Below are 21,391 nucleotides of genomic sequence, written 5' to 3'. Positions count from 1 at the left end.
CAGGAGAATAACAATGGTAGATAAAGCACTAAGCGGCGCAGGTTTGCGCGGACAAGAAGCAGGTCAAACAGCATTATGTACAGTAGGTAAAACAGGTTCTGGCCTTACTTATTGCGGTTATGACATCAGTGAACTAGCAGATAAAGTTCAGTTTGAGGAAGTCGCATTTTTGCTTTCGCGCGGTGAACTTCCTACAGCGGGAGAACTGGCTGAATATAAAGCAAAGCTCAAATCATTGCGCGCGTTGCCAGAGGCACTAAAAACAGTCCTTGAAGCAATTCCGAAGGATGCACACCCAATGGATGTGATGCGTACAGGTTGTTCAATGCTGGGCAACTTAGAAATGGAAACCAGCTTTGAGCAAGCAAACGATGCAATTGACCGTATGATTGCTGTTTTCCCAAGCATTATTTGTTACTGGTATCGCTTCAGTCATGATGGCGTGCGTATTAATGTTGAAACTGATGATGATTCAGTTGGTGCACACTTCCTACACCTATTGCACGACAAAGCGCCATCGCAATTATTTGCTGACGTAATGAATGTGTCGCTTATCCTGTATGCTGAGCACGAATTTAACGCATCTACATTTACGGCACGTGTTTGTGCATCAACGCTTTCTGACATCCACTCATGTGTTACGGGCGCAATTGGCTCACTTCGTGGCCCTCTTCACGGTGGTGCGAATGAAGCTGCGATGGACATGATCGAGCGCTTTACAAGTGCCGATCACGCTGAGCAAGAACTAATGGGTATGCTTGAGCGCAAAGAAAAAATTATGGGCTTTGGCCACGCAATTTACCGCGAGAGCGACCCGCGTAATGTGATCATCAAAAAATGGTCAGAGCGCTTAGCACAAGAAGTGGGCGATGACGTGCTTTACCCTGTATCAGTGCGTTGTGAAGAAGTTATGTGGCGTGAGAAGAAACTATTCTGTAATGCAGACTTCTTCCATGCATCGGCATATCACTTCATGGACATCCCAACTAAACTGTTCACACCTATCTTCGTGATGAGTCGTGTAACTGGCTGGACTGCGCACGTCAAAGAGCAGCGTGCTAATAACCGTATTATCCGCCCAAGCGCTGGTTATGTCGGTCCGGATGCACGTCCAGTACCTTCACTAAGCGAACGTTAAACACTTGCCTTTAGGTGCGGCACCACCTTTGTCGCACCGACTCCATTGTCAATGTAGAGAAGATTATGAATACCCAATACCGTAAAACGCTGCCAGGATCTGAGTTAGTTTATTACGATACTCGCGCGGCAGTTGACGCAATTGAACCAGGTGCATACGACGGCCTTCCATATACGTCAAAAGTACTCGCTGAGAACCTTGTTCGCCGCTGTTCACCTGACACACTGACTCAAAGCCTAGAACAACTTATTTATCGCAAACGTGAGCACGATTTCCCTTGGTTTCCAGCACGTGTAGTGTGTCACGATATTCTTGGCCAAACAGCGCTAGTCGATTTGGCTGGTTTGCGTGATGCGATTGCAGCAAAAGGCGGCGATCCGGCAAAAGTAAACCCAGTGGTACCAACACAGCTAATCGTTGACCACTCACTGGCAGTTGAAGCGCCGGGCTTTGACCCTGATGCCTTTGAAAAGAACCGTGCAATTGAAGACCGTCGTAACGAAGACCGTTTCCACTTTATTAACTGGACGAAAACAGCGTTTAAAAACGTTGATGTGATCCCACCTGGTAACGGCATCATGCACCAAATCAACCTGGAGAAAATGTCGCCGGTTATCCAAGTGCGCGATGGTGTGGCTTTCCCAGATACGCTTGTAGGTACAGATTCACACACACCGCACGTTGACGCACTGGGCGTAATCGCTGTGGGTGTGGGTGGTTTGGAAGCTGAAAGCGTAATGCTAGGTCGTGCTTCTTATATGCGTCTGCCTGATATCATTGGTGTGGAGTTAACTGGTAAGCCGCAACCAGGCATTACCGCTACAGATATCGTTCTTGCGCTAACAGAGTTCTTGCGCAAAGAGCGAGTAGTCTCAAGTTACCTTGAGTTCTTCGGTGAAGGCGCCTCGCACTTAACACTGGGCGACCGTGCCACTATTTCGAACATGACACCAGAATACGGCGCGACTGCGGCGATGTTCTACATTGATAAGCAAACGATTGATTATCTAACGCTTACCGGTCGTGACGATGAGCAAGTGAAGTTGGTTGAACAATACGCCAAAGAAACAGGGTTGTGGGCCGATGCAATGACAGGTGCACAGTACGAACGCCTATTGACGTTTGATTTGTCTGCTGTGGGCCGTAACCTCGCTGGCCCATCTAATCCACACGCACGTTTAGCGACGGCTGATTTACAAGCGCGTGGTATCGCCAAACCTATCGAACAAGAAGAAGGCAAAATGCCTGATGGTGCGGTGATCATCGCAGCGATCACCAGTTGTACCAATACGTCTAACCCACGCAATGTGATTGCGGCCGGTTTACTTGCACGCAACGCCAATAAATTAGGTTTAGTGCGTAAACCTTGGGTGAAAACCTCTCTGGCGCCGGGCTCAAAAGCGGTGAAGCTGTACTTAGAAGAGGCTAATTTGCTGCCTGAACTAGAGCAACTTGGTTTTGGTGTAGTTGGTTTTGCATGTACTTCATGTAACGGAATGAGTGGTGCGCTTGATCCAGTGATTCAACAAGAAGTCATTGAACGCGACTTGTATGCGACTGCCGTACTATCAGGCAACCGTAACTTTGATGGTCGTATCCATCCTTATGCAAAACAAGCATTCTTAGCATCACCGCCATTGGTTGTAGCCTATGCAATTGCAGGGACGATTCGTTTTGATATCGAAAAAGACGCACTAGGTTATGATGAGCAAGGTAAACCTATTACCCTCAAAGACTTATGGCCAAGTGACGAAGAAATCGATGCGGTCATTGCCAATAGCGTCAAACCTGAGCACTTCCGTCAAGTGTACGAGCCAATGTTTGATTTGGATGTCGACTACGGTGAGAAAAACAACCCATTGTATGATTGGCGCGAAATGAGTACTTATATTCGTCGTCCGCCGTATTGGGAAGGTGCCTTAGCAGCGCCTCGCACAATGAAAGAAATGCGTCCGCTGGCAGTGTTGGGTGACAACATCACCACGGATCACTTGTCGCCATCAAACGCTATTTTAGCGAGCAGTGCGGCAGGTGAGTATCTTGCAAAAATGGGCTTGCCTGAAGAAGACTTTAACTCGTATGCGACTCACCGCGGCGACCACCTAACCGCACAACGCGCAACGTTCGCCAATCCTAAATTGTTTAATGAAATGGTGCGTGATGAAAATGGTGATGTAAAGCAAGGTTCTTTGGCCCGTATCGAGCCAGAAGGGCACGTTACTCGTATGTGGGAAGCTATCGAAACCTACATGGAGCGCAAGCAGCCACTGTGTATTGTTGCGGGTGCTGATTATGGTCAAGGTTCAAGCCGTGACTGGGCTGCCAAAGGTGTGCGCCTTGCGGGTGTAGAAGTCATCATCGCAGAAGGCTTTGAGCGTATTCACCGCACCAACTTGATTGGTATGGGCGTGCTCCCTCTTGAGTTCAAAGGCGGAGAAAATCGCAAGACATTTAACCTTGATGGCAGTGAAACCTACACTGTGGTCGGTGAGCCAGCACCTGGCGCCGACATGCAGGTGCAGATCACGCGCGCAAATGGTGAGCAATTTACTATTTCGACCAAGTGCCGCTTAGATACCCAAGAGGAATTGTCTATTTACAGTGCTGGCGGTGTATTGCAGCGCTTCGCTCAAGACTTTCTTGAAGGCTCTGTGTAATCAGTGAAAAGTGGGCCAATAGTGCCCATTTTTTTGAGGTTTTTGTATGACACAACAATTAAAAATTCCCGCTACTTATATGCGTGGAGGTACCAGTAAAGGGGTGTTCTTTGCGCTCAACGATTTACCCCCGCAGGCACAACAGCCGGGTGAATATCGAGATGCATTATTACTGCGTGTAATTGGTAGTCCAGATCCTTACGGCAAACACACCGATGGCATGGGTGGGGCGACATCAAGCACCAGTAAAACGGTGATCTTGTCTAAAAGCGATAAGGCAGATCACGATGTAGACTATCTATTTGGTCAAGTCGCTATCGATAAGGCATTTATTGATTGGAGCGGTAACTGTGGCAACTTAACCGCTGCAGTAGGTGCATTTGCGATTAACAATGGTCTTGTTGATGCGTCACGTATTTGTGACAACGGCACCACTGAGGTGCGTATTTGGCAGGCCAATATTAACAAAACCATTATTGCTCACGTGCCAATGCGTGATGGGTTGGTTCAGGAGTTAGGTGATTTTGAACTTGACGGGGTGACTTTCCCTGCGGCTGAGGTCAAAGTGGACTTTCTATCGCCAGTCGGTGATGGGGCTGTGCTGCCAACAGGTAATCTGGTCGACACACTGACTGTGCCAGGCGAAGGGGACTTACAGGCGAGCTTTATTAACGCCGGCATTCCAACGATTTTCGTCAATGCCAGTGAGCTAGGTTATACCGGTGCAGAGTTGCAAGATGACATCAACAATGATGATGCTGCACTGGCTCGTTTTGAGAAAATCCGAGCGTACGGTGCTGTGCAAATGGGGCTTATCTCAGACATTGAAGAGGCGAAGACACGTCAGCATACGCCCAAAATAGCGATGGTTGCACCAGCGAGCAGCTATGTTTCTTCAAGTGGTAAAGCGATTGATAAACAAGACATCGATGTGCAAATTCGTGCCTTGTCCATGGGCAAACTGCACCATGCAATGATGGGCACAGCAGCAGTCGCGATTGCAACGGCTGCGGCAATAGAAGGGACTTTGGTTAATCAGGCCGCCGGAGGTGTTGCTCGTGAGTCACTTACGTTTGGGCACCCATCGGGTACATTGCAAGTAGGAGCTTCGGTAAACATGGCTGATGGCCAATGTGATGTTCACAGCGTGAGTATGAGCCGAAGTGCTCGACGCCTAATGGAAGGTTGGGTACGTGTACCCGAGCCTCAATAGTTGGAATCCAAGTGACATAAAAAAAGCCGCTTATGCGGCTTTTTTTAATTGAAGCAGAAGGTGCATTACACAACGCCGCGCGGTAGGCGACAGTCGTGGTCTTTTTCTGCAAGCTCTTTGATCCACAACTCTTCAGCGGTGTAGCCGTCTTTGTTTTCGCTTACTACAGTGAAGGCAGCTTTATTATCGGCAGGCTTTGCTGCTGGTGCTGCTTTTTTAGTTGTTGTTTTTTTGCTTGCTTTAGCTGGAGCCTTTGCAGGTGCCTTCGTTTCTGCTTTTGCGACCGCTTCTGTCTTACCAGAAGTGAGTTCTTCAGTTAGTGCAGCTACGTCAGCAAGGCGCATGTTTTTGCCGCCATCAATGCTGTACCAGCCAGGCTTAGTTGTGATTTCTGGCTTTTTACCGTTCGCCGCTTCATAGGCAGCTTCAAAAGCAGCTAACACTTCTGTTTTGTCTAGTTTACTCATCAAAAGATCCTAGTCGTTAACGCAGGTTAATTTTATTACAAGTTTATATTTATACCCATTTGTCCCAAGATTTTCAATTTTTTGTGGCGAAATTGCTAATTTCCTTTATTTTTTCCAACACAAGCGTGACAATTTGCACATATTTAAGCGTGTGAACGATGTTCTTGAGGTAAATATGAAACGCACTGATCTAATGGCATTTTTAAATGACACTCTCGCACCGAATCAAATTAGAGACTTTTGTCCAAATGGCCTTCAAGTTGAGGGTGCTGAGCATATTAATAGGATTGTTACCGGCGTTACTGCGAGCCAAGCGCTCGTAGATAAAGCGATTGAATTAGGCGCTGACGCGCTCGTTGTTCACCATGGCTATTTCTGGAAAGGAGAGTCCGAGGTTATTACGGGCATGAAACAGCGCCGCATTAAAGCCTTGCTCGATAACAATATTAATCTGATCGCTTATCACCTGCCGCTCGATGTTCATCCCCAGTTAGGTAACAATGCACAGCTAGCTAAATTGCTAGGCATCGAATTACAAGGCGGTATGGAAGCAAATCCTGTAAGTGTACCGGTATGGGGGCGACTAGCAGAGCCTGTTTCAGGGGAAGCATTTGCACAGCGAATTGAGCGTGTTTTAGGCAGAAAGCCACTGAGCTCATTAGTTCGTTCTGAGCGCATAGAAACAATTGGTTTGTGCACAGGTGGAGGTCAGGGATACATTGACTTGGCAGCGCAACAAGGACTTGATGCGTATCTGACCGGTGAAGCCTCAGAACAAACGATTCATAGCTCGCGGGAGCAGGGCATCGACTTTTTTGCCGCCGGACATCATGCTACTGAGCGCTATGGCGCAAAAGCATTGGGTGAGCATATCAGTCAACACTTCGATGTTGATGTGACCTTTATCGATATCGATAACCCAGTGTGATCACCGCGTGAAATTATTGGGCGATGAAATATCGCCCGATCAACTAGTTACTTTCTATTGTTGTTTTGCTTACAGGTATTTAAGAAGTGACGATATACAGGGTTGTCCTTCATATCTTTGCGCATTGCTAAATACATAGGTCGATTCAATCCTAACGCGCCCAGCGGAATCGACTTAATGAGTCCTTGAGATTCATATGGTGTGACTAACCAATCTGGTAGCGCCGCAATTCCCATACCCGCACTTACTAATTGGAATACTAATAAACCTTGTTCAACCGCTTTTAAGGTGCCGTCAAAGCGCGCATTTTGAATGAAATGCTTGAAAATATCCTGACGTTCACGGGGAATAGGGTATGAAATGATGGTCTCATCTTTTAAATCCAGCGCGGTAACGTAGGCTTTATTTGCCAAAGGGTGATCCGGTGCCACAATAAGCTTTAATTTAAAGTCAAAGAGGTGGGCATATTCTAGGTGCTCAGGTTCGCGAATATCTGATGTCAGTACCATGTCCAAATCACCAGCAAGCAAATCTGGGATGGCGTCATAACTAAAGCCGCGCTCGTAGTCGACATGAATATCAGGCCAAAAATTGTTGAACTCTTTAATAGTCGGCAGCAGCCAGTGGAAGCAGGCGTGGCATTCAACACTCAAACGCAAACTTGAAATAGGCTGATTTAAGCTTTCTTTTAAGCGGCATTTCGTTGCCTCTACCTTGGGTAATACTTCATGAGCGAGTTCCAGTAGTAGCATGCCTTGCGGGGTAAAGCGCACAGGATGCGTCTTGCGCTCAAACAATTGGCAATCTAGTTTGTTTTCTAAATCTTTGATTTGATGCGATAAGGCGGACTGCGTTAAATAGAGTTCACGGGCAGTGTTAACAAGAGAGCCAGTATCTTTTAGGGTGGAAATGGTTTTCAGGTGTTTTATATCTATCATAATCAACTACTCTCAACGGCACATGAACTAATTTAATTCACATTGGGGTACAACTCACACTTTAATATTTACTTTACAAGTCTAGACGGCCAAAACATATCATCATTGTTGTCATTTTGCTAACAAAACATAAAATTTAATCATAATTGTGGTTAAAACGATTAGTTATTAGATATGCAAATAATGAAAATGTGTTTTTCTATGAATAAAATTCAAATTGATATTGATATTGCACGGCGGTGTGTATCAAAAAGAAGTTCCACGTCATTGAACAACCCATGATTGCAAGGCAAATGATGAAAATGGCAATCACATTATCTGAACCTGTGAGTACAAACATATAAGAAGGTGTGTATTAGCGCCGTGCAACCCTTTACTTTGATAGGCTTCCACCCTAAGATCACACAAATTTTTCAGTGGATAAGAGCAATGACAAGTACAGAGCAACGTATTACCCTTACACGCCCAGATGATTGGCACATTCACCTTCGTGATGGTGAACAGTTAAAAGATACTGTTCGCGACGCTAGCCGCTACATTGGCCGAGCGATCATCATGCCAAACTTAGTGCCGCCAGCAACCTGTACTGACACCGCCCTTGCTTATAGGGATCGCATTATGGCTGCGGGTCCTAAAGCACACTTTGAACCATTGATGGTGTTATACCTAACAGATAACACAACACCTGAAGAAATTCGCAAAGCCAAAGCAACAGGTAAAATTGTTGCCGCTAAGTTGTATCCAGCGGGCGCGACAACAAACTCTGATTCGGGTGTAACAGATATCGAAAACATCTATCCAGTGCTTGAAGCGATGCAAGAAGTTGGCATGTTGCTTTTGGTACACGGCGAAGTTACTGACTCGAGCATTGATATTTTCGATAGAGAAAAAGTGTTTATCGAAACGAAATTGAAAAAAGTAGTCAGTGATTTCCCTAACTTGAAGGTCGTGCTTGAGCACATCACGACGGCGGATGCAGTAGAATTTGTTAAGTCTGCATCAGACAATGTTGCGGCGACTATCACTGCGCATCACTTATTGTATAACCGTAACCATATGCTCGCTGGTGGCATTCGCCCTCATTACTATTGCTTGCCTATTTTGAAGCGCAACACGCATCAACAAGCGTTAATTGAGGCGGCTACAAGCGGTAGCCCTAAGTTCTTCATGGGCACTGACTCAGCGCCTCACCTTAAAGATAAAAAAGAAGCTGCGTGTGGCTGTGCGGGTGCGTATACGGCACATGCATCACTTGAGTTATATGCAGAAGCGTTTGAACAAGCTGATGCGCTGGATAAACTTGAGGGCTTTGCAAGTCACTTTGGTCCAGACTTTTACGGTATGGCACGCAATGCCGACACGGTAACCCTTGTACGTGAGCCATGGGAAGTGCCAGCAAGTTATCCGTTAGGTGAGGATAAAGTTATCCCTATTTGCGCAGGTGAAACATTAAACTGGCAAGTGAAAGACTAATTTTGGCCTAGATTTGAGTAGTAAAAGCCCAGCTATGCTGGGTTTTTTTATGCCTGTTCTATAATAGGCCCGCAGGTTGACTTGGATCAAATACTCGCAAGGTGCTATATCATTACGGACATATGTCCTTAGGATCTACAGTCGCTTTGACTAAGCTCTGGCGCTAAAATTAAGCAAGAACAATTGCTTTAAGCGCTACAACTAACAGGTGAACTAACCATGCACTTACCAACAGTGGACTATCAATCGCCATCTGCACCAGCAGAGTTCGTAGAATCTTTGCGTAACACGGGCTTTGGTGTGTTAACGAACCACCCAATTCCGCAGTCGCTGGTGGAGTCAATCTACAATAACTGGCAAGAATTCTTTAACTCTGAACAAAAGCATGACTTTTTGTACAACAAAGACAGCCAAGATGGTTATTTCCCACCTGATGTAAGTGAAGTTGCAAAAGGTTTTAAAGTAAAAGACATCAAAGAGTATTATCACGTATACCCTAAAGGCCGCGTTCCTGCGCAGCTAGAAAAAGAAATTCGTGAGTACTACCGTCTTGCCAATGAATTTGCCAGTGAACTACTAAGCTGGGTGCAAGAGCATGCGCCAGCAGATGTTCAAGCTAAGTTTTCGATTGATCTCAAAGATATGATCAAAGAGTCTGAGAAAACGCTGTTACGTATCTTACATTACCCGCCGATGACTGGTGACGAAGAGCCTGGTGCAATTCGCGCTGCAGCGCACGGCGATATTAACTTGCTGACAGTTTTACCCGCAGCGAATGAACCTGGTTTGCAGGTGCAAACTAAAGACGGTGGTTGGTTAGACGTACCTAGTGATTTTGGTAACCTGATCATCAATATTGGCGATATGTTGCAAGAGGCGTCTGGTGGTTATTTCCCATCAACAATTCACCGTGTGATCAACCCGACGGGCAAAGCGTCAACTAAGTCGCGTATCTCGTTACCCCTGTTTTTGCACCCTCGTCCTGATGTGGTGTTATCTGAGCGCTATACTGCGCACAGTTATCTTGAAGAGCGCTTACGCGAACTCGGCGTTAAATAACAACAAAAAAGCCCGTATCAACGGGCTTTTTTGTGTTTAAAGGGTGATGAAGTACTTAGCACTTAGGCCAATAGCCAAAGTAAATACCACACTGAGCAACGTACCTAGCATCACATATTCAGTGAGATGCTTCTCTTGAGCGTTAGCTAAATCACCGAAACGGAATATCGATTTCGCAGCAAGCACAAATCCAACTCCTGCTAATTCATCTATGAGAATGAAGGTGAGCATCAACGCCCGCTCTAGCAAACCAATGCTATGGCCGGCTTGCGGTAAACTTGCATCACTACTGGTTACTTGAGGTAATTGCCAGCGCTCTAGTAGCATACGAATAGCGACAGAGCAGGGGTTAAATACCAACAGGTAGGCGAGCAACACAACATAGGTTTGCTGATTTGCCAGTAGTGCGCTAAACCACTCATTTAAACTGGTAGCCTCGCTGAGGGCGATACAAATCGCGACTATCACACACAGGTGTGCAATTTGGTCTATAAAAAACGGCACAATGCCATGATTGGTATAAGATTTTGTCACATCGATGAGCCAGTGCGTACTCATAATGACCAAGGAGCAAAGCACAACAGGAAGTAATTCGCCCAAGCCAAAATGCCATTCCCACATCAGCAAAATAACACTGCTGAGCGCGCCATGTATTAGCGTATGAAATACTAATTTTAATGACCTTGCATGACGGCGATTGCGGTCATGCACCCACGTAAGTGGTTGCAAGTAAAAGTCGGCAATAAAGTGTACTAGCAATAATCCTAGTAACAGTGTTATTTGCTCATTCATTTACCATCTCCTTGGTTGCTACTTTTACAAACTCATCAAGTAAGCGATAGTTCCCTGTATTGAGCAGCTTTGTCACGTTCTCACGTGAGGTATCCAACATTTGGGCAATTTGTGCATGCTCAATACCCGGAGTCAAAAAATATAAATACAGTGCTTGAGCTTGCTTCTTAGTGACATGGGAGAGGATGTTATCAACAAACGCGATATTCAGAGCGAAACTCGCACTGAGCTCCTGTCCAATGATCGTAAGAGCAAGACGATGATTTTTGATGTTGTCTAACCCTTTGCCTGAGGCGATAAGCGCAGCGCCAGTTGCTGACTTTATTTCACCCCGATAATGTTCGATAGGTCCGTGTGCTTCACTTATGCGGGCATCAATACCATATTGCTTTAGAAAAAGGCGTGTCAACAAAGCCATCATCAAAGGTGCTGACTGTTTAGAAAAAATACACTGAAATGCATCCCCGCGGTACATATCAAACTCGCCGCCGTAGTGACTACAAATTGTATTTAGTCCCTGCTTGAGTATTGTTATCAGAGTGTCGTATTCATTGCCTTGATAGTGACTCGAGCCAACGAGGTCGCCACTGAGCACGGTGTAATAGGCTGGTGTCATAGTGAGGAAACCTAATTTATTTACTCATATCAAAGTAACTATATTTAGTTACTTGTAGCTATGTAACTAAATATAGTTACAACTAAGCTTTTCTACAAGTATAAAAAGCGCTATCAGGCTGCACATAGGGGCGATAATATGGTCTGCCGATACATACTCTCGGGGACGTCAAAGCGATTATATTTTCTATTTATAAAACAACAAACTAAGATTGAATGGTGTTTTTTAAAGGGATTTTTTCAAAAAAACAATGACAACGCTGTCATTTTTTGTGTAACATAAATTCAACAAGGTAAAGAATATTGCTTGAGTAATCTACATAACTACTTGGGCCATTATGATACTAGGGTGAGGGGTCTTCAGTGATGGGTAACGGTGCTAGCCAAACGCAGCTATATATTGGTATTGACGGTGGCGGAACAAAATGTCGCGCCACCATATATTGTCCAAAGCAAGGAGTGCTAGGAACCGGTTTAGGCGGCCCAGCTAACCCATTACATGGCTTTGAGCGCACGTTAGAGTCCATCATGGTCTCAACACAACAAGCACTTCAGGATGCTGGATTGAGTCTGCAAACAGTGCATACGTTAGTGGCCGGATTGGGGCTTGCGGGCGTCAATTTACCTAATCTTTATGAGCAAATAGGGCAATGGCAGCATCCGTTTAAAAAAATGTACCTCACCACTGACTTACACACCGCGTGCATTGGCGCTCATGAAGGAGAAGACGGGGCGGTTATTATTACCGGAACTGGATCATGTGGGTTTGCATGTGTTGATAATCACAGTGTCAGTTATGGTGGCCATGGTTTTGCTCAAGGTGACAAGGGCAGCGGCGCATGGTGTGGTTTAGAAGGGCTTAAAGCGGTGTTGCTTGACCTTGATGGTTTGGGCCCTCACACAGAGCTTACTGCTTTGTTTAAACTACATTTTAATACCAGTAGTGCAATGGGTATAGCGGAACAAATGGCGGGTCAACCATCAAGTAGTTATGCTAAATTAGCGCGCATGGTACTCGGTGCTGCTGACAAGGGGGACCCCATTGCCAAAGCAATCGTTAAAGAAGGTGCGTTGTACATTAGTATGATGGCAAGACGGTTACTTGAGATTAAGCCGCCAAGGTTATCCATGATAGGAGGCTTGGCCGAACCATTGCAAAAGTGGCTCAGTGACGACATCGCTGAGCTTATAACTGAGCCAAAGCAACCACCAGAATTAGGGGCCGTGTATTTCGCGCAGCACTCTTTTGCGCAAGAGATAGAACAGGTTAAATAATAATGAAAAATACATTTCACGCTGCGCGACTGTTTGACTCACAGCAAATTTTATCAGACGTCACTTTTGAAATCGTCAACGGTAAACTTTCTTTTTGCGATGCACCAGTTGCACAGGCAACACCATTGTCAGGTTTGGTCGTTCCGGGTTTTATTGATGTTCAAGTCAACGGTGGTGGCGGCGCATTTTTTAATGCTCAGCAGTCTGTGACGTGTCTTGAGAGTATCGCTGCGGCCCACGCAAAGTTCGGATCTACTGCGTTAATGCCCACGCTTATCACCGATGATATCCAGGTGATGCAACGCGCTGCACAGGCAACAGCGAAGGCTATAGCCAGCCATGTACCGGGTGTGTTAGGAATTCACTTTGAAGGCCCACATTTAAGTTTGCCGAAAAAAGGCACGCACAGTGAGCAGTTTATCCGTCCAATTACTGCCGCTGAATTCGCAATCTATGAACGTGATGATTTGGGGTTAAAGATGGTTACCTTGGCCCCTGAAAATGTCAGTGTTGCTGACATAAGAAAGCTCGTTGAGATGAAGGTAAAAGTATCTTTGGGGCATACCAATGCCGATTATGCGACTACTATGGCCGCGCTTGACGCCGGTGCAGACGGCTTCACCCATTTGTTTAATGCGATGTCACCTTTTACATCCCGTGAACCAGGTGTTGTTGGTGCTGCATTGCTGGATGATAGAAGTTGGTGTGGCTTGATTGTTGATGGTCATCACTTGCATCCAGACTCAGCAAGACTCGCCATTCGTAGCAAACAACTAGGCAAAATGATGTTAGTGACCGATGCCATGCCGCCTGTTGGCACAGAGCAAACAGAATTCGACTTTTTTGATGGTCGTAAAGTCTACCGCACGGGGGATAGGTTAAATTCAAGTACAGGAGAGCTTGCCGGCAGCGTACTGGATATGGCAAGCGCTGTTCGAAACACAGTACAGACTCTGGGCGTGAGCCTTGAGGAAAGCGTGAGAATGGCGAGCCTTTATCCTGCTCAGTATCTCGGTCTTGGTGCATCAAAAGGGCGATTGCAAAATAACTATGATGCTGATTTCGTTGTACTCAATGACAAGCTCGAGGTGCAACAAACCTTTATAGGCGGCAATCAAGTTCACTATTTTTAGCGCATTGGCTTATTTAGCCAATGTGAGACGCACTATTAATTCTAAGGCTTTAACAGTAAGCAAAGATTATGACTACAGCTGACAAGAACAATAAACAACGCCTTGCATCTCTCGATGCCTTAAGAGGCTTTGACATGTTTTGGATCCTTGGCGGACAAGCACTGTTCGCGGCTTTGTTTGTGCTCACCGGATGGCAAGGGTGGAAAGCGTTTGAAGCACATACCGTGCACGTTCCATGGCATGGTTTTACCTTTTACGATTTGATCTTCCCGTTATTCATTTTCTTATCTGGCGTAGCCATGGGCCTTAACCCCAAACGCATAGATCATTTGCCATTACCCGAACGCATGGTGTTTTATAACAAGGCACTAAAGCGAGTTGCGATATTGATAGGCCTAGGTGTGCTTTACAACCATGGCTGGGGTAAGGGCGTACCGATGAACTATGACGAAGTTCGCTTTGCGAGTGTACTAGGGCGCATTGCGTTGGCGTGGTTTGTTGCTGCTATGTTGGTATGGCACACCTCTTTGCGTACCCAAGCAATGGTTGCTCTAACTATTTTAATCGGTTATTGGATATGGCTGTGTTTCATTCCTGTACCAGGCGGTGAGGCAGGGCAATTGACGCCAGAGGGCAGTTGGAACGCATGGGTCGACCAACACCTGTTGCCGGGCATGATTTATCGCAATGGCCCTATGGATCCTGAAGGATTGTTATCGCAAATCCCTGCCGTTGCCAACGCAATTTTAGGTGTGTTCGCCGGTCAACTGATCGCCAAAGCACAACACTACGGTCAGTGGCGAGTGACGGCAATGCTATTTATAGCGGGTGTTATCGCCTTAGCACTAGGTTGGCTATGGGATATGGCATTCCCCGTAAATAAACGCCTTTGGAGCAGCTCATTTGTGCTTGTCACGGTGGGATGGAGTGCGATGCTGCTGGCTGTTTTTTATGCTGTGGTTGATGTTCTCAATTGTAAAAAATGGGCGTATCCCTTTGTGGTTATTGGCGCTAATTCCATCATTATTTACCTTGCATCAAGCCTTGTAAGCTGGGGACATATTTCCAAGAGCGTATTTGGAGGTGTGATCCGCGCTGTTGGTGAGTCTTGGCAACCTTTAGTAGCGGTACTTGCGGTATTGTTGGTGCAACTACTCGTACTACATTGGATGTACAAGCGTAAGATTTTCGTCAGTGTTTAAGCTGATATTTTTGATTAATTAAAATACAAAAAGTGACTGAGATTTAACTCATTCACTTTACAGAGCGTATTTGCTCTGCAATAATGACAGCGTTGTCATAATGGTTTGGCCTAATTTATGTATCCCCAATTAGGCTTGATCTATGGTCAAGGCTGGATTGCACACAACTTGACCATAGGTCCCATTTTTCAATTTAAACAACGAGCTAACTATGCAAATTGTAATCCTAAAAGATGCCAAAGAAGTTGCAGCCTATGGCGCAGATATTTTTGCCGCCCAATTAATTCACAACCCTCAGAGCGTACTTGGGCTCGCGACTGGTTCCACCCCAGTTGCTTTGTATCAAGATTTGATAGCGCGTAATCGCAATGCTGAGGTGAGTTTCAAAAATGTACGCACATTCAATTTGGACGAATATTTAGGGCTTACAGGTAGCCACCGACAAAGCTATCGCCACTTTATGAATGAGCAGTTGTTCAATCATATTGATATTGATAAACACAACACCCATGTGCCGCAAGGTGACGCACCTGACCCATTTGTGGCCTGTGATGACTATGAGCAGGCAATCGCAAGTGCTGGTGGAATTGATTTGCAACTTCTGGGCATTGGTCGAAATGGTCACATTGGCTTCAACGAACCCTCATCTGGATTAACGTCACGTACGCGTATTAAAACGCTAACGAAAGCCACAATTGAAGACAATGCGCGTTTTTTCAGTGCGGATGAATTTCAACCTTATTTGTCTATCACTATGGGGATTGGCACGATATTAGACGCGAGGAAAGTTGTGCTGTTGGCCACTGGTGAAAACAAAGCGGATGCAATTCGTGCCACAGTAGAAGGGCCTTTAAGTGCAGCGTGTCCGGCATCAGCATTGCAATTACATCGTAATGCCGTGATAGTCATAGACGAGGCGGCAGCATCAAAGTTGGCTGATATAGAGTTTTACAAACATATCGAAGCACAGAATCAAAAGTTACTTAAGCGTCTAGGCAAGTAGGTGAAGTTTACAAAGCGCATAATATAGAAGAAAAAGCCCTGATATGGGCTTTTTTTGTCGCTGTTAAGGAACCGCAAATGTGCTAGGGTAAAGGCATTGTGTACTCGTATATGTTCCACACAGGATGTTGCAATATACCCAACTACCATTAGACCGCCACTCAGGCGAAAGAAAAGATCCAAATTGGCTTATCAATAAACGACAAAACGGCCGCTATGTACTGGTAAATAACGATAAAAACTTGTTCATTGCCGAGCAGAGCGTGGCTGCATATGTTGATTATCAAGCGGTTAAACATTTTGATGTGGATAACGCGATATATTTGGGAGAACACCAAAATCACCACTATTTTGCCATAGATGTTAGTGAGCAACTTGCTGAGCAAACGCAGTTTTGTGAACACCAGTTCATTGATATTCGTCTTTATGGAGCAGTTGTAAATCCACACGACGCAGCCATTTTGGTACTCGCCCGGGGTTTGTGTCATTGGCATAAAACACACAGATTTTGTGGTCGCTGCGGCACTGAAAACCTGTCAGCAGAGGCAGGCCATGCTCGCAAGTGCACAAATAAAGCGTGCCGACACCTGACTTTTCCGCGCACCGATCCAGCGGTGATCATGCTTGTTCACTATACCTTTAGTGATGGTATTGAGCGATGTTTATTGGGGCGACAAGCAAGTTGGCCGCAAGGCGTGTATTCCACCTTGGCAGGGTTTGTTGACCCGGGTGAAACATTAGAGGCGGCAGTGAGCCGTGAAGTGATGGAAGAAGCAGGAGTTGAGGTTGAACAACCGCGATACATTGCATCTCAGCCTTGGCCGTTTCCAAGCTCATTGATGCTCGGTTATATGGCTAAAGCAAAAAGTACCAGTATTTTTGTCGATCAAGATGAATTGAGTGAAGCCAAATGGTTTTCCAAGGAGGAGTTGCGCCAATTTGGCAATTGGGATGAAGGGGGAGAACACCTCAAATTACCACGCAAAGACTCAATATCACGTTTTTTGATTGATACTTGGATAGCACAGAATGAGGACCAACAATGAAAAAAGAAACCCAGCTTATTAGTGCAGGGCGAAGTAAAAAATACACCCAAGGAGTTGTAAATCCAGTATTGCAACGCGCATCGACAGTGGTGTTTGACAATGTTGCCCAGTTTAAAGAGGCCGCTAAAAACCGTGGTAATGGTGCGCTATTTTATGGCCGCAGAGGCACAACCACACACTTTGCATTACAAGAAGCCATTGCAGAGCTTGAAGGGGGCGCGGGCTGCGCGCTATATCCAAGCGGTGCGGCTGCGATTGCTAACTCATTGCTATCTTTTGTCAAATCCGGCGATCATATTTTAATGATGGACACCGCCTACGAACCTACCCGTGATTTCTGTAACAAAATTCTCAGTGGCATGGGGGTGACGACGACCTATTATGACCCCATGATCGGGGGGGGAATTGAAGCGCTGATCCAAGACAATACTCGTGTCATTTTCATGGAATCGCCAGGTTCAATTACCATGGAAGTGCAAGATGTGCCAGCCATTGTGAACGTAGCAAAAGAGCATGGCATCATTACCATGCTCGACAACACGTATGGCAATGGCTTGAACTTTAGGCCGCTGGATTTTGGTGTAGACATCAGTATTCAAGCCGCAACGAAATACATTGTTGGTCACAGTGACGTGATGATGGGGGTAAGTGTAGCCACAGAAAAATACTGGCCAACCTTACGTGAAAACTCTTATTTGCTAGGTCAATGTTGTAGTGCCGATGATGCGTATATGGCGTTAAGAGGATTACGCACAATGGCGGTACGATTGGCGCAGCATGAGCAAAGTGCGCTTAAAATTGCGTCGTGGTTGAGTGAACATCATTTGGTCGACCATGTCCGCCACCCAGCCTTTGCGAGCTGCCCTGGACATGAATTCTTCAAGCGTGACTTTAATGGCAGTAATGGCCTCTTTTCTATTGTGATGAAGCAGGGTAATCAAGCGGCCCTTGATGGCTTAGTTGAAGCGTTACATCATTTTAAAATGGGCTTTTCCTGGGGTGGATTCGAGAGTTTGATCACGACCAGTTTAACAATGAAACCGCTGCGCAGCGCCACAGGGTGGCAGCATGGTCCTGTGGTGCGTTTGCATATAGGTTTGGAGGATGTGGATGACCTTATTGACGATTTAACACAGGGCCTCGAGGTCTACGCCAGTCATCTGTAATCCCAGAAACATCTTTTTACAAGCGCTCATACTTTTGAGCGCTTTTTTCATTTATAGTGAGTAAAGACAAGTAATAGCAGTAACAATAATAAGGAAAATCAAATGAATGCATTACGGATAGTGCAGCTGATGAAATTTGAATTGGCGCGGCACTTTCTCACTAAAAAAGCATGGCTAGCACTGCTGGCTTTTGCTCTAGTATGGTTGATGATATATCGCTATGGCGTGTATGAAGCCGTGTCTATCTTAGCGAACCCAGACTTTGAACAATTTGTCATGGTGGTTTTTGGTAACCTTGGAATTCAGAGCATGTTGCGCTGGCCCGATGCTGAAATGACCGTGTATGTGCTCATTGCCTCGGTGACCTTTCCACCGTTTATTATTTATTTATGCAGTGACCAATTTGTCAGTGATCGCGAGCGCGGTACGCTGCGCTTTATCTCCTTACGTGCAACGCGCTTGGAAATCGTACTGGGGCGCTTTTTAGGACACTGTTTGAGCACGGCAGCTCTCATTGCTATTAGTTTATGTGGTGCCATTATTCTTGTTGCGCTGCGCGATATGACAGCACTTGATGATGCGCTCAATCATGCTGTGCAGTTTGAGTTATTATTGCTTGTTAATCTAATGCCTTTCATAGCGCTAATGTCGTTGCTAAATACGGTGGCGCGAAGCGCTAGAATGGCGCTGATTTATACCATTTTGCTCTACACCATTGGCATGCTCATTGTTACTTTGCTGCAAGTGAAATTAGGATTGCCTGTGTTTTTTGATTACCTGTTCCCCGGTGAGCCTATGGATCAAATCGTTACACTGCGCCCTGATATGGTCAGTGCTGTAATTTGGCCTTTAATACAGTCTGCATTGTTCTTAGCGTTAGGTTTTTGGAAGTTTCAGCGAGGTAGTATATGAGTCTGTTAATCGAGGCAAAAAATGTCAGCCACTACTTTGGCAGCAAACAAGCATTGTGTGATGTCAATATTGAGCTTGAAGCAGGCAAACCCATTGCGTTAGTGGGCCCTAATGGCGCAGGTAAAACGACCCTTTTTAGTTTGATTTGCGGTTATCTACAACCAAGCAAGGGTAGCATTAAAGTACTGGGTCATAAGCCAGGCAATGCTGCCTTATTTGGACGGTTGAGTGCATTGCCGCAAGATGCATTGCTGAGCCCTGATTTTAGTGTAGGTGAACAATTAAACTTATTTGCGCGCCTGCAAGGATTTTCAGCCAAGCAAGCCAAGTTAGAAACTCAGCGTGTACTAGAACTGGTTGATTTGGCAGATACCAACAGTAGCCGCCCGAATGAGTTGTCGCATGGGATGAAAAAACGCGTATGCATTGCCCAAGCGCTGATAGGCTCCCCTAAATTAGTGATGCTGGATGAGGCGACAGCAGGACTCGATCCCGTTAATGCCCGAGCGATACGCGAGTTAGTCAGTGGCTTGAGCGAGCAAACGACCTTTGTGCTTAGCTCGCATGACTTATCTGAGTTAGAACGTTTGTGTGACCGGGTTTTATATTTGCAAAAAGGCAAATTGGTCACTCATGAACTGCATAAAGACACCGCTCAGGTGCGCTACTTGACCTTGCAGCTTCGCGACCAAGGAGAGGGCGTGTTAGCAAAACTAGAAGCGTTAGAGTCGGTTGTTGAGGTGAGTAATAGTCAACGAAATGAATTTGTTATTGGCTATAATCAGGGACAAGCCACAGATGCCATGGATATTCAAATACTGCAATTGTGTCATCAACATAATTGGCAATATCGTGCACTAGTCAATGGCCATACATTAGAAAACCAATTATTTGCAAATGGAGGGTAACAATGGGACTGCTAAGTGGATTAATGGGCAATGCCAGTGAAGTTAATGCGCAAGAAATTGAAGCGCTGCTTGAGGAAATCCTCGCGCCAGAAGAGAACTTAGAAAAAGCCTACAAGGTTATTCGCGATTTGTTTTTATTTACCAATAAGCGCTTAATCTTGGTTGATAAACAAGGTGTGACGGGCTCTAAAGTGGAAGTGTTGAGTATTCCTTATGGCAAAATCACCAAGTTCTCAAAAGAAAGTGCTGGGCATTTCGATATGGATGCAGAGCTTAAAATTTGGATTGGATCTGACACTTCGCCTTTAACTAAAAACTTCAAACGCGGAGACAACATCAACGAGGTATATCGCATACTGTCAAAATTCGCTTTGTAAAAAAGTGTACCTATATCTAACAATTTATAACATTTAACTAATTAGATCAGCGCTTTAGTTAAGTTATAATTCACTCCATCAGCGCAAGGACTTATTGACCTTTGCTGTTTGTTTTTACAGCAGCTGTTGGGGATTTGGGCAAGGCAGAGCCTGCGTCGCATAGTTATTCTATGTAAGTCAGGTGATAACGCAGACAAAATATCCCAATGGCGCTGTCTTTTGTTAGATATAGGGACATCTTTTATGAAAAAGCTATCACTTGCTATTGCTTCAGTATTATTCTCGGGCGTTGCCGCTGCGCAGTCTTACCAATCAATTACTGATTTTGAATACCTTCACGCTGATTCCAATAACTATTATTCAATGCAGAGCAAATACTACTTTGCCCCCAAAAAGGTCTTGGGCCCGTGGGACCAATTCGACTATATCAATAAAACCACAAACGTATTTGGTGGATTAGCCGAAGGTGATGATACTTCTGGCTTCAATGTAGGTGGCGAATATTTCGTTGAAAACTTTGTCATCGGCGCATCATATGAAGAATTTGATTTTGATGGTTTTGGTTACTTTGATGGCAACACAGTGAGTGTTGGTTACTTATTTAACCCTGATTTGCTCGTTAAATTAGAGCGCATAGACTACGATGGCAGCGATGAGTTGTACTTAGTTTCTGGCCAATATAACCATCAATTGAACGCGACTGATTACCTAGGATTCACTGCGCGTGTGGGTGATGACTTGGATTATCGCGAATTTAGTGCAAAGTATTTTACTGAGCTACAAAATGGTCATTATCTGGCTCTCGAAGCAACTATTTTAGATACTGAAGGTGCGGGGAATGATTGGATGTTGGGCGCGAATTACTATTTCAGCGAAGCGACATCGATATTTGCACACATAAGCGATGACGAAAACTATGGTTTTGGCGTACAACACTATTTTACTAAGAACTTTGCGCTCACAGCAGGTTACTCAAATAACGCTGATTATGGCAATGATGACCAATATTACGTGAAAGTCACAGCCCAGTTCTAAGCCAAGACATAGATAAATAAAAAAGCCGCTTTTGAGCGGCTTTTACATATCAGCT

The 21,391-nt window shown here is 45.3% G+C and carries 20 protein-coding genes; 16 read left to right on the top strand and 4 right to left on the bottom strand.

Features of this window, described 5'->3' with window-relative positions:
• The first annotated feature begins 13 nt into the window (after positions 1 to 13).
• The 3 genes from prpC to prpF all read left to right on the top strand — a co-directional run bounded on the left by prpC (position 14) and on the right by prpF (position 5,008).
• The gene (gene prpC, locus AAEU32_RS00185; protein WP_421968534.1) at positions 14 to 1,138 is read left to right on the top strand and encodes a bifunctional 2-methylcitrate synthase/citrate synthase; all 1,125 of its coding nucleotides are present in this window, start codon (positions 14 to 16) and stop codon (positions 1,136 to 1,138) included.
• Positions 1,139 to 1,203: 65 nt separating this feature from the next.
• Entirely contained in the window at positions 1,204 to 3,795 is a 2,592-nt protein-coding gene (gene acnD / locus AAEU32_RS00180) for a Fe/S-dependent 2-methylisocitrate dehydratase AcnD (RefSeq protein ID WP_421968533.1), read from the top strand.
• Between the two features lie 46 nt (positions 3,796 to 3,841).
• The gene (prpF, locus tag AAEU32_RS00175) at positions 3,842 to 5,008 is read left to right on the top strand and encodes a 2-methylaconitate cis-trans isomerase PrpF (RefSeq protein WP_421968532.1); all 1,167 of its coding nucleotides are present in this window, start codon (positions 3,842 to 3,844) and stop codon (positions 5,006 to 5,008) included.
• 65 nt (positions 5,009 to 5,073) lie between these two features.
• On the opposite strand, the gene AAEU32_RS00170 is transcribed toward prpF, so the two are convergent.
• Positions 5,074 to 5,475 (bottom strand): hypothetical protein, encoded by a 402-nt coding sequence (locus AAEU32_RS00170; RefSeq protein ID WP_421968531.1) that lies wholly within the window; start codon positions 5,473 to 5,475, stop codon positions 5,074 to 5,076.
• Positions 5,476 to 5,650: 175 nt separating this feature from the next.
• On the opposite strand from AAEU32_RS00170, the gene AAEU32_RS00165 reads away from it, so the two are divergent.
• A complete protein-coding gene (locus AAEU32_RS00165; protein WP_421968530.1) occupies positions 5,651 to 6,403 on the top strand; it encodes a Nif3-like dinuclear metal center hexameric protein in 753 nt (250 codons plus the stop codon).
• Between the two features lie 47 nt (positions 6,404 to 6,450).
• Here the strand turns inward: AAEU32_RS00165 and AAEU32_RS00160 are convergent, their stop codons facing one another.
• Entirely contained in the window at positions 6,451 to 7,341 is an 891-nt protein-coding gene (locus tag AAEU32_RS00160) for a LysR substrate-binding domain-containing protein (protein ID WP_421968529.1), read from the bottom strand.
• A 429-nt stretch (positions 7,342 to 7,770) separates the two neighbouring features.
• On the opposite strand from AAEU32_RS00160, the gene pyrC reads away from it, so the two are divergent.
• Both pyrC and AAEU32_RS00150 read left to right on the top strand, forming a co-directional pair.
• Positions 7,771 to 8,814: a dihydroorotase gene (gene pyrC, locus AAEU32_RS00155; RefSeq protein ID WP_421968528.1), complete on the top strand. Its 1,044-nt coding sequence runs from the start codon at positions 7,771 to 7,773 to the stop codon at positions 8,812 to 8,814.
• A gap of 219 nt (positions 8,815 to 9,033) precedes the next feature.
• Positions 9,034 to 9,873, top strand: coding sequence for an isopenicillin N synthase family dioxygenase (locus AAEU32_RS00150; protein WP_421968527.1), 840 nt, complete (start codon positions 9,034 to 9,036; stop codon positions 9,871 to 9,873).
• Positions 9,874 to 9,909: 36 nt separating this feature from the next.
• On the opposite strand, the gene AAEU32_RS00145 is transcribed toward AAEU32_RS00150, so the two are convergent.
• A complete protein-coding gene (locus AAEU32_RS00145; RefSeq protein ID WP_421968526.1) occupies positions 9,910 to 10,665 on the bottom strand; it encodes a DUF3307 domain-containing protein in 756 nt (251 codons plus the stop codon).
• The gene (locus tag AAEU32_RS00140; RefSeq protein WP_421968525.1) at positions 10,658 to 11,281 is read right to left on the bottom strand and encodes a hypothetical protein; all 624 of its coding nucleotides are present in this window, start codon (positions 11,279 to 11,281) and stop codon (positions 10,658 to 10,660) included. The genes AAEU32_RS00145 and AAEU32_RS00140 overlap by 8 nt, the downstream gene beginning before the upstream one ends.
• Positions 11,282 to 11,646: 365 nt before the next feature.
• Between AAEU32_RS00140 and nagK the strand changes: the two genes are divergently transcribed.
• The 10 genes from nagK to AAEU32_RS00090 all read left to right on the top strand — a co-directional run bounded on the left by nagK (position 11,647) and on the right by AAEU32_RS00090 (position 21,336).
• Positions 11,647 to 12,555, top strand: a complete 909-nt coding sequence (gene nagK, locus AAEU32_RS00135; protein WP_421969036.1) for an N-acetylglucosamine kinase — start codon at positions 11,647 to 11,649, stop codon at positions 12,553 to 12,555.
• Between the two features lie 2 nt (positions 12,556 to 12,557).
• Positions 12,558 to 13,688, top strand: a complete 1,131-nt coding sequence (nagA, locus tag AAEU32_RS00130) for an N-acetylglucosamine-6-phosphate deacetylase (RefSeq protein WP_421968524.1) — start codon at positions 12,558 to 12,560, stop codon at positions 13,686 to 13,688.
• A gap of 68 nt (positions 13,689 to 13,756) precedes the next feature.
• A complete protein-coding gene (gene nagX / locus AAEU32_RS00125; protein ID WP_421968523.1) occupies positions 13,757 to 14,890 on the top strand; it encodes a transmembrane glucosamine N-acetyltransferase NagX in 1,134 nt (377 codons plus the stop codon).
• A gap of 211 nt (positions 14,891 to 15,101) precedes the next feature.
• Positions 15,102 to 15,893 carry a glucosamine-6-phosphate deaminase gene (nagB, locus tag AAEU32_RS00120; protein WP_421968522.1) on the top strand — a complete coding sequence of 264 codons (792 nt, stop codon included), beginning with the start codon at positions 15,102 to 15,104 and terminating at the stop codon, positions 15,891 to 15,893.
• A 124-nt stretch (positions 15,894 to 16,017) separates the two neighbouring features.
• Complete coding sequence (gene nudC / locus AAEU32_RS00115) at positions 16,018 to 16,938, top strand: NAD(+) diphosphatase (protein ID WP_421968521.1); 921 nt, start codon at positions 16,018 to 16,020, stop codon at positions 16,936 to 16,938.
• Complete coding sequence (locus AAEU32_RS00110; RefSeq protein ID WP_421968520.1) at positions 16,935 to 18,104, top strand: cystathionine beta-lyase; 1,170 nt, start codon at positions 16,935 to 16,937, stop codon at positions 18,102 to 18,104. Before nudC ends, AAEU32_RS00110 begins: the two co-directional genes overlap by 4 nt.
• Positions 18,105 to 18,206: 102 nt before the next feature.
• Positions 18,207 to 19,016 carry an ABC transporter permease gene (locus tag AAEU32_RS00105; protein WP_421968519.1) on the top strand — a complete coding sequence of 270 codons (810 nt, stop codon included), beginning with the start codon at positions 18,207 to 18,209 and terminating at the stop codon, positions 19,014 to 19,016.
• A complete protein-coding gene (locus AAEU32_RS00100; protein ID WP_421968518.1) occupies positions 19,013 to 19,924 on the top strand; it encodes an ABC transporter ATP-binding protein in 912 nt (303 codons plus the stop codon). Before AAEU32_RS00105 ends, AAEU32_RS00100 begins: the two co-directional genes overlap by 4 nt.
• A gap of 2 nt (positions 19,925 to 19,926) precedes the next feature.
• Positions 19,927 to 20,301, top strand: coding sequence for a PH domain-containing protein (locus AAEU32_RS00095; protein ID WP_421968517.1), 375 nt, complete (start codon positions 19,927 to 19,929; stop codon positions 20,299 to 20,301).
• A 243-nt stretch (positions 20,302 to 20,544) separates the two neighbouring features.
• Positions 20,545 to 21,336 carry a putative porin gene (locus tag AAEU32_RS00090; RefSeq protein ID WP_421968516.1) on the top strand — a complete coding sequence of 264 codons (792 nt, stop codon included), beginning with the start codon at positions 20,545 to 20,547 and terminating at the stop codon, positions 21,334 to 21,336.
• The last annotated feature ends 55 nt before the right edge of the window (positions 21,337 to 21,391 follow it).

This window comes from Pseudoalteromonas maris (assembly GCF_049257235.1).
In the GTDB taxonomy this organism is placed as follows: Bacteria; Pseudomonadota; Gammaproteobacteria; order Enterobacterales; family Alteromonadaceae; genus Pseudoalteromonas.
The sequence above is the reverse complement of the archived record's forward strand: the minus strand, read 5'-3'. Positions and strand labels throughout refer to the sequence as shown.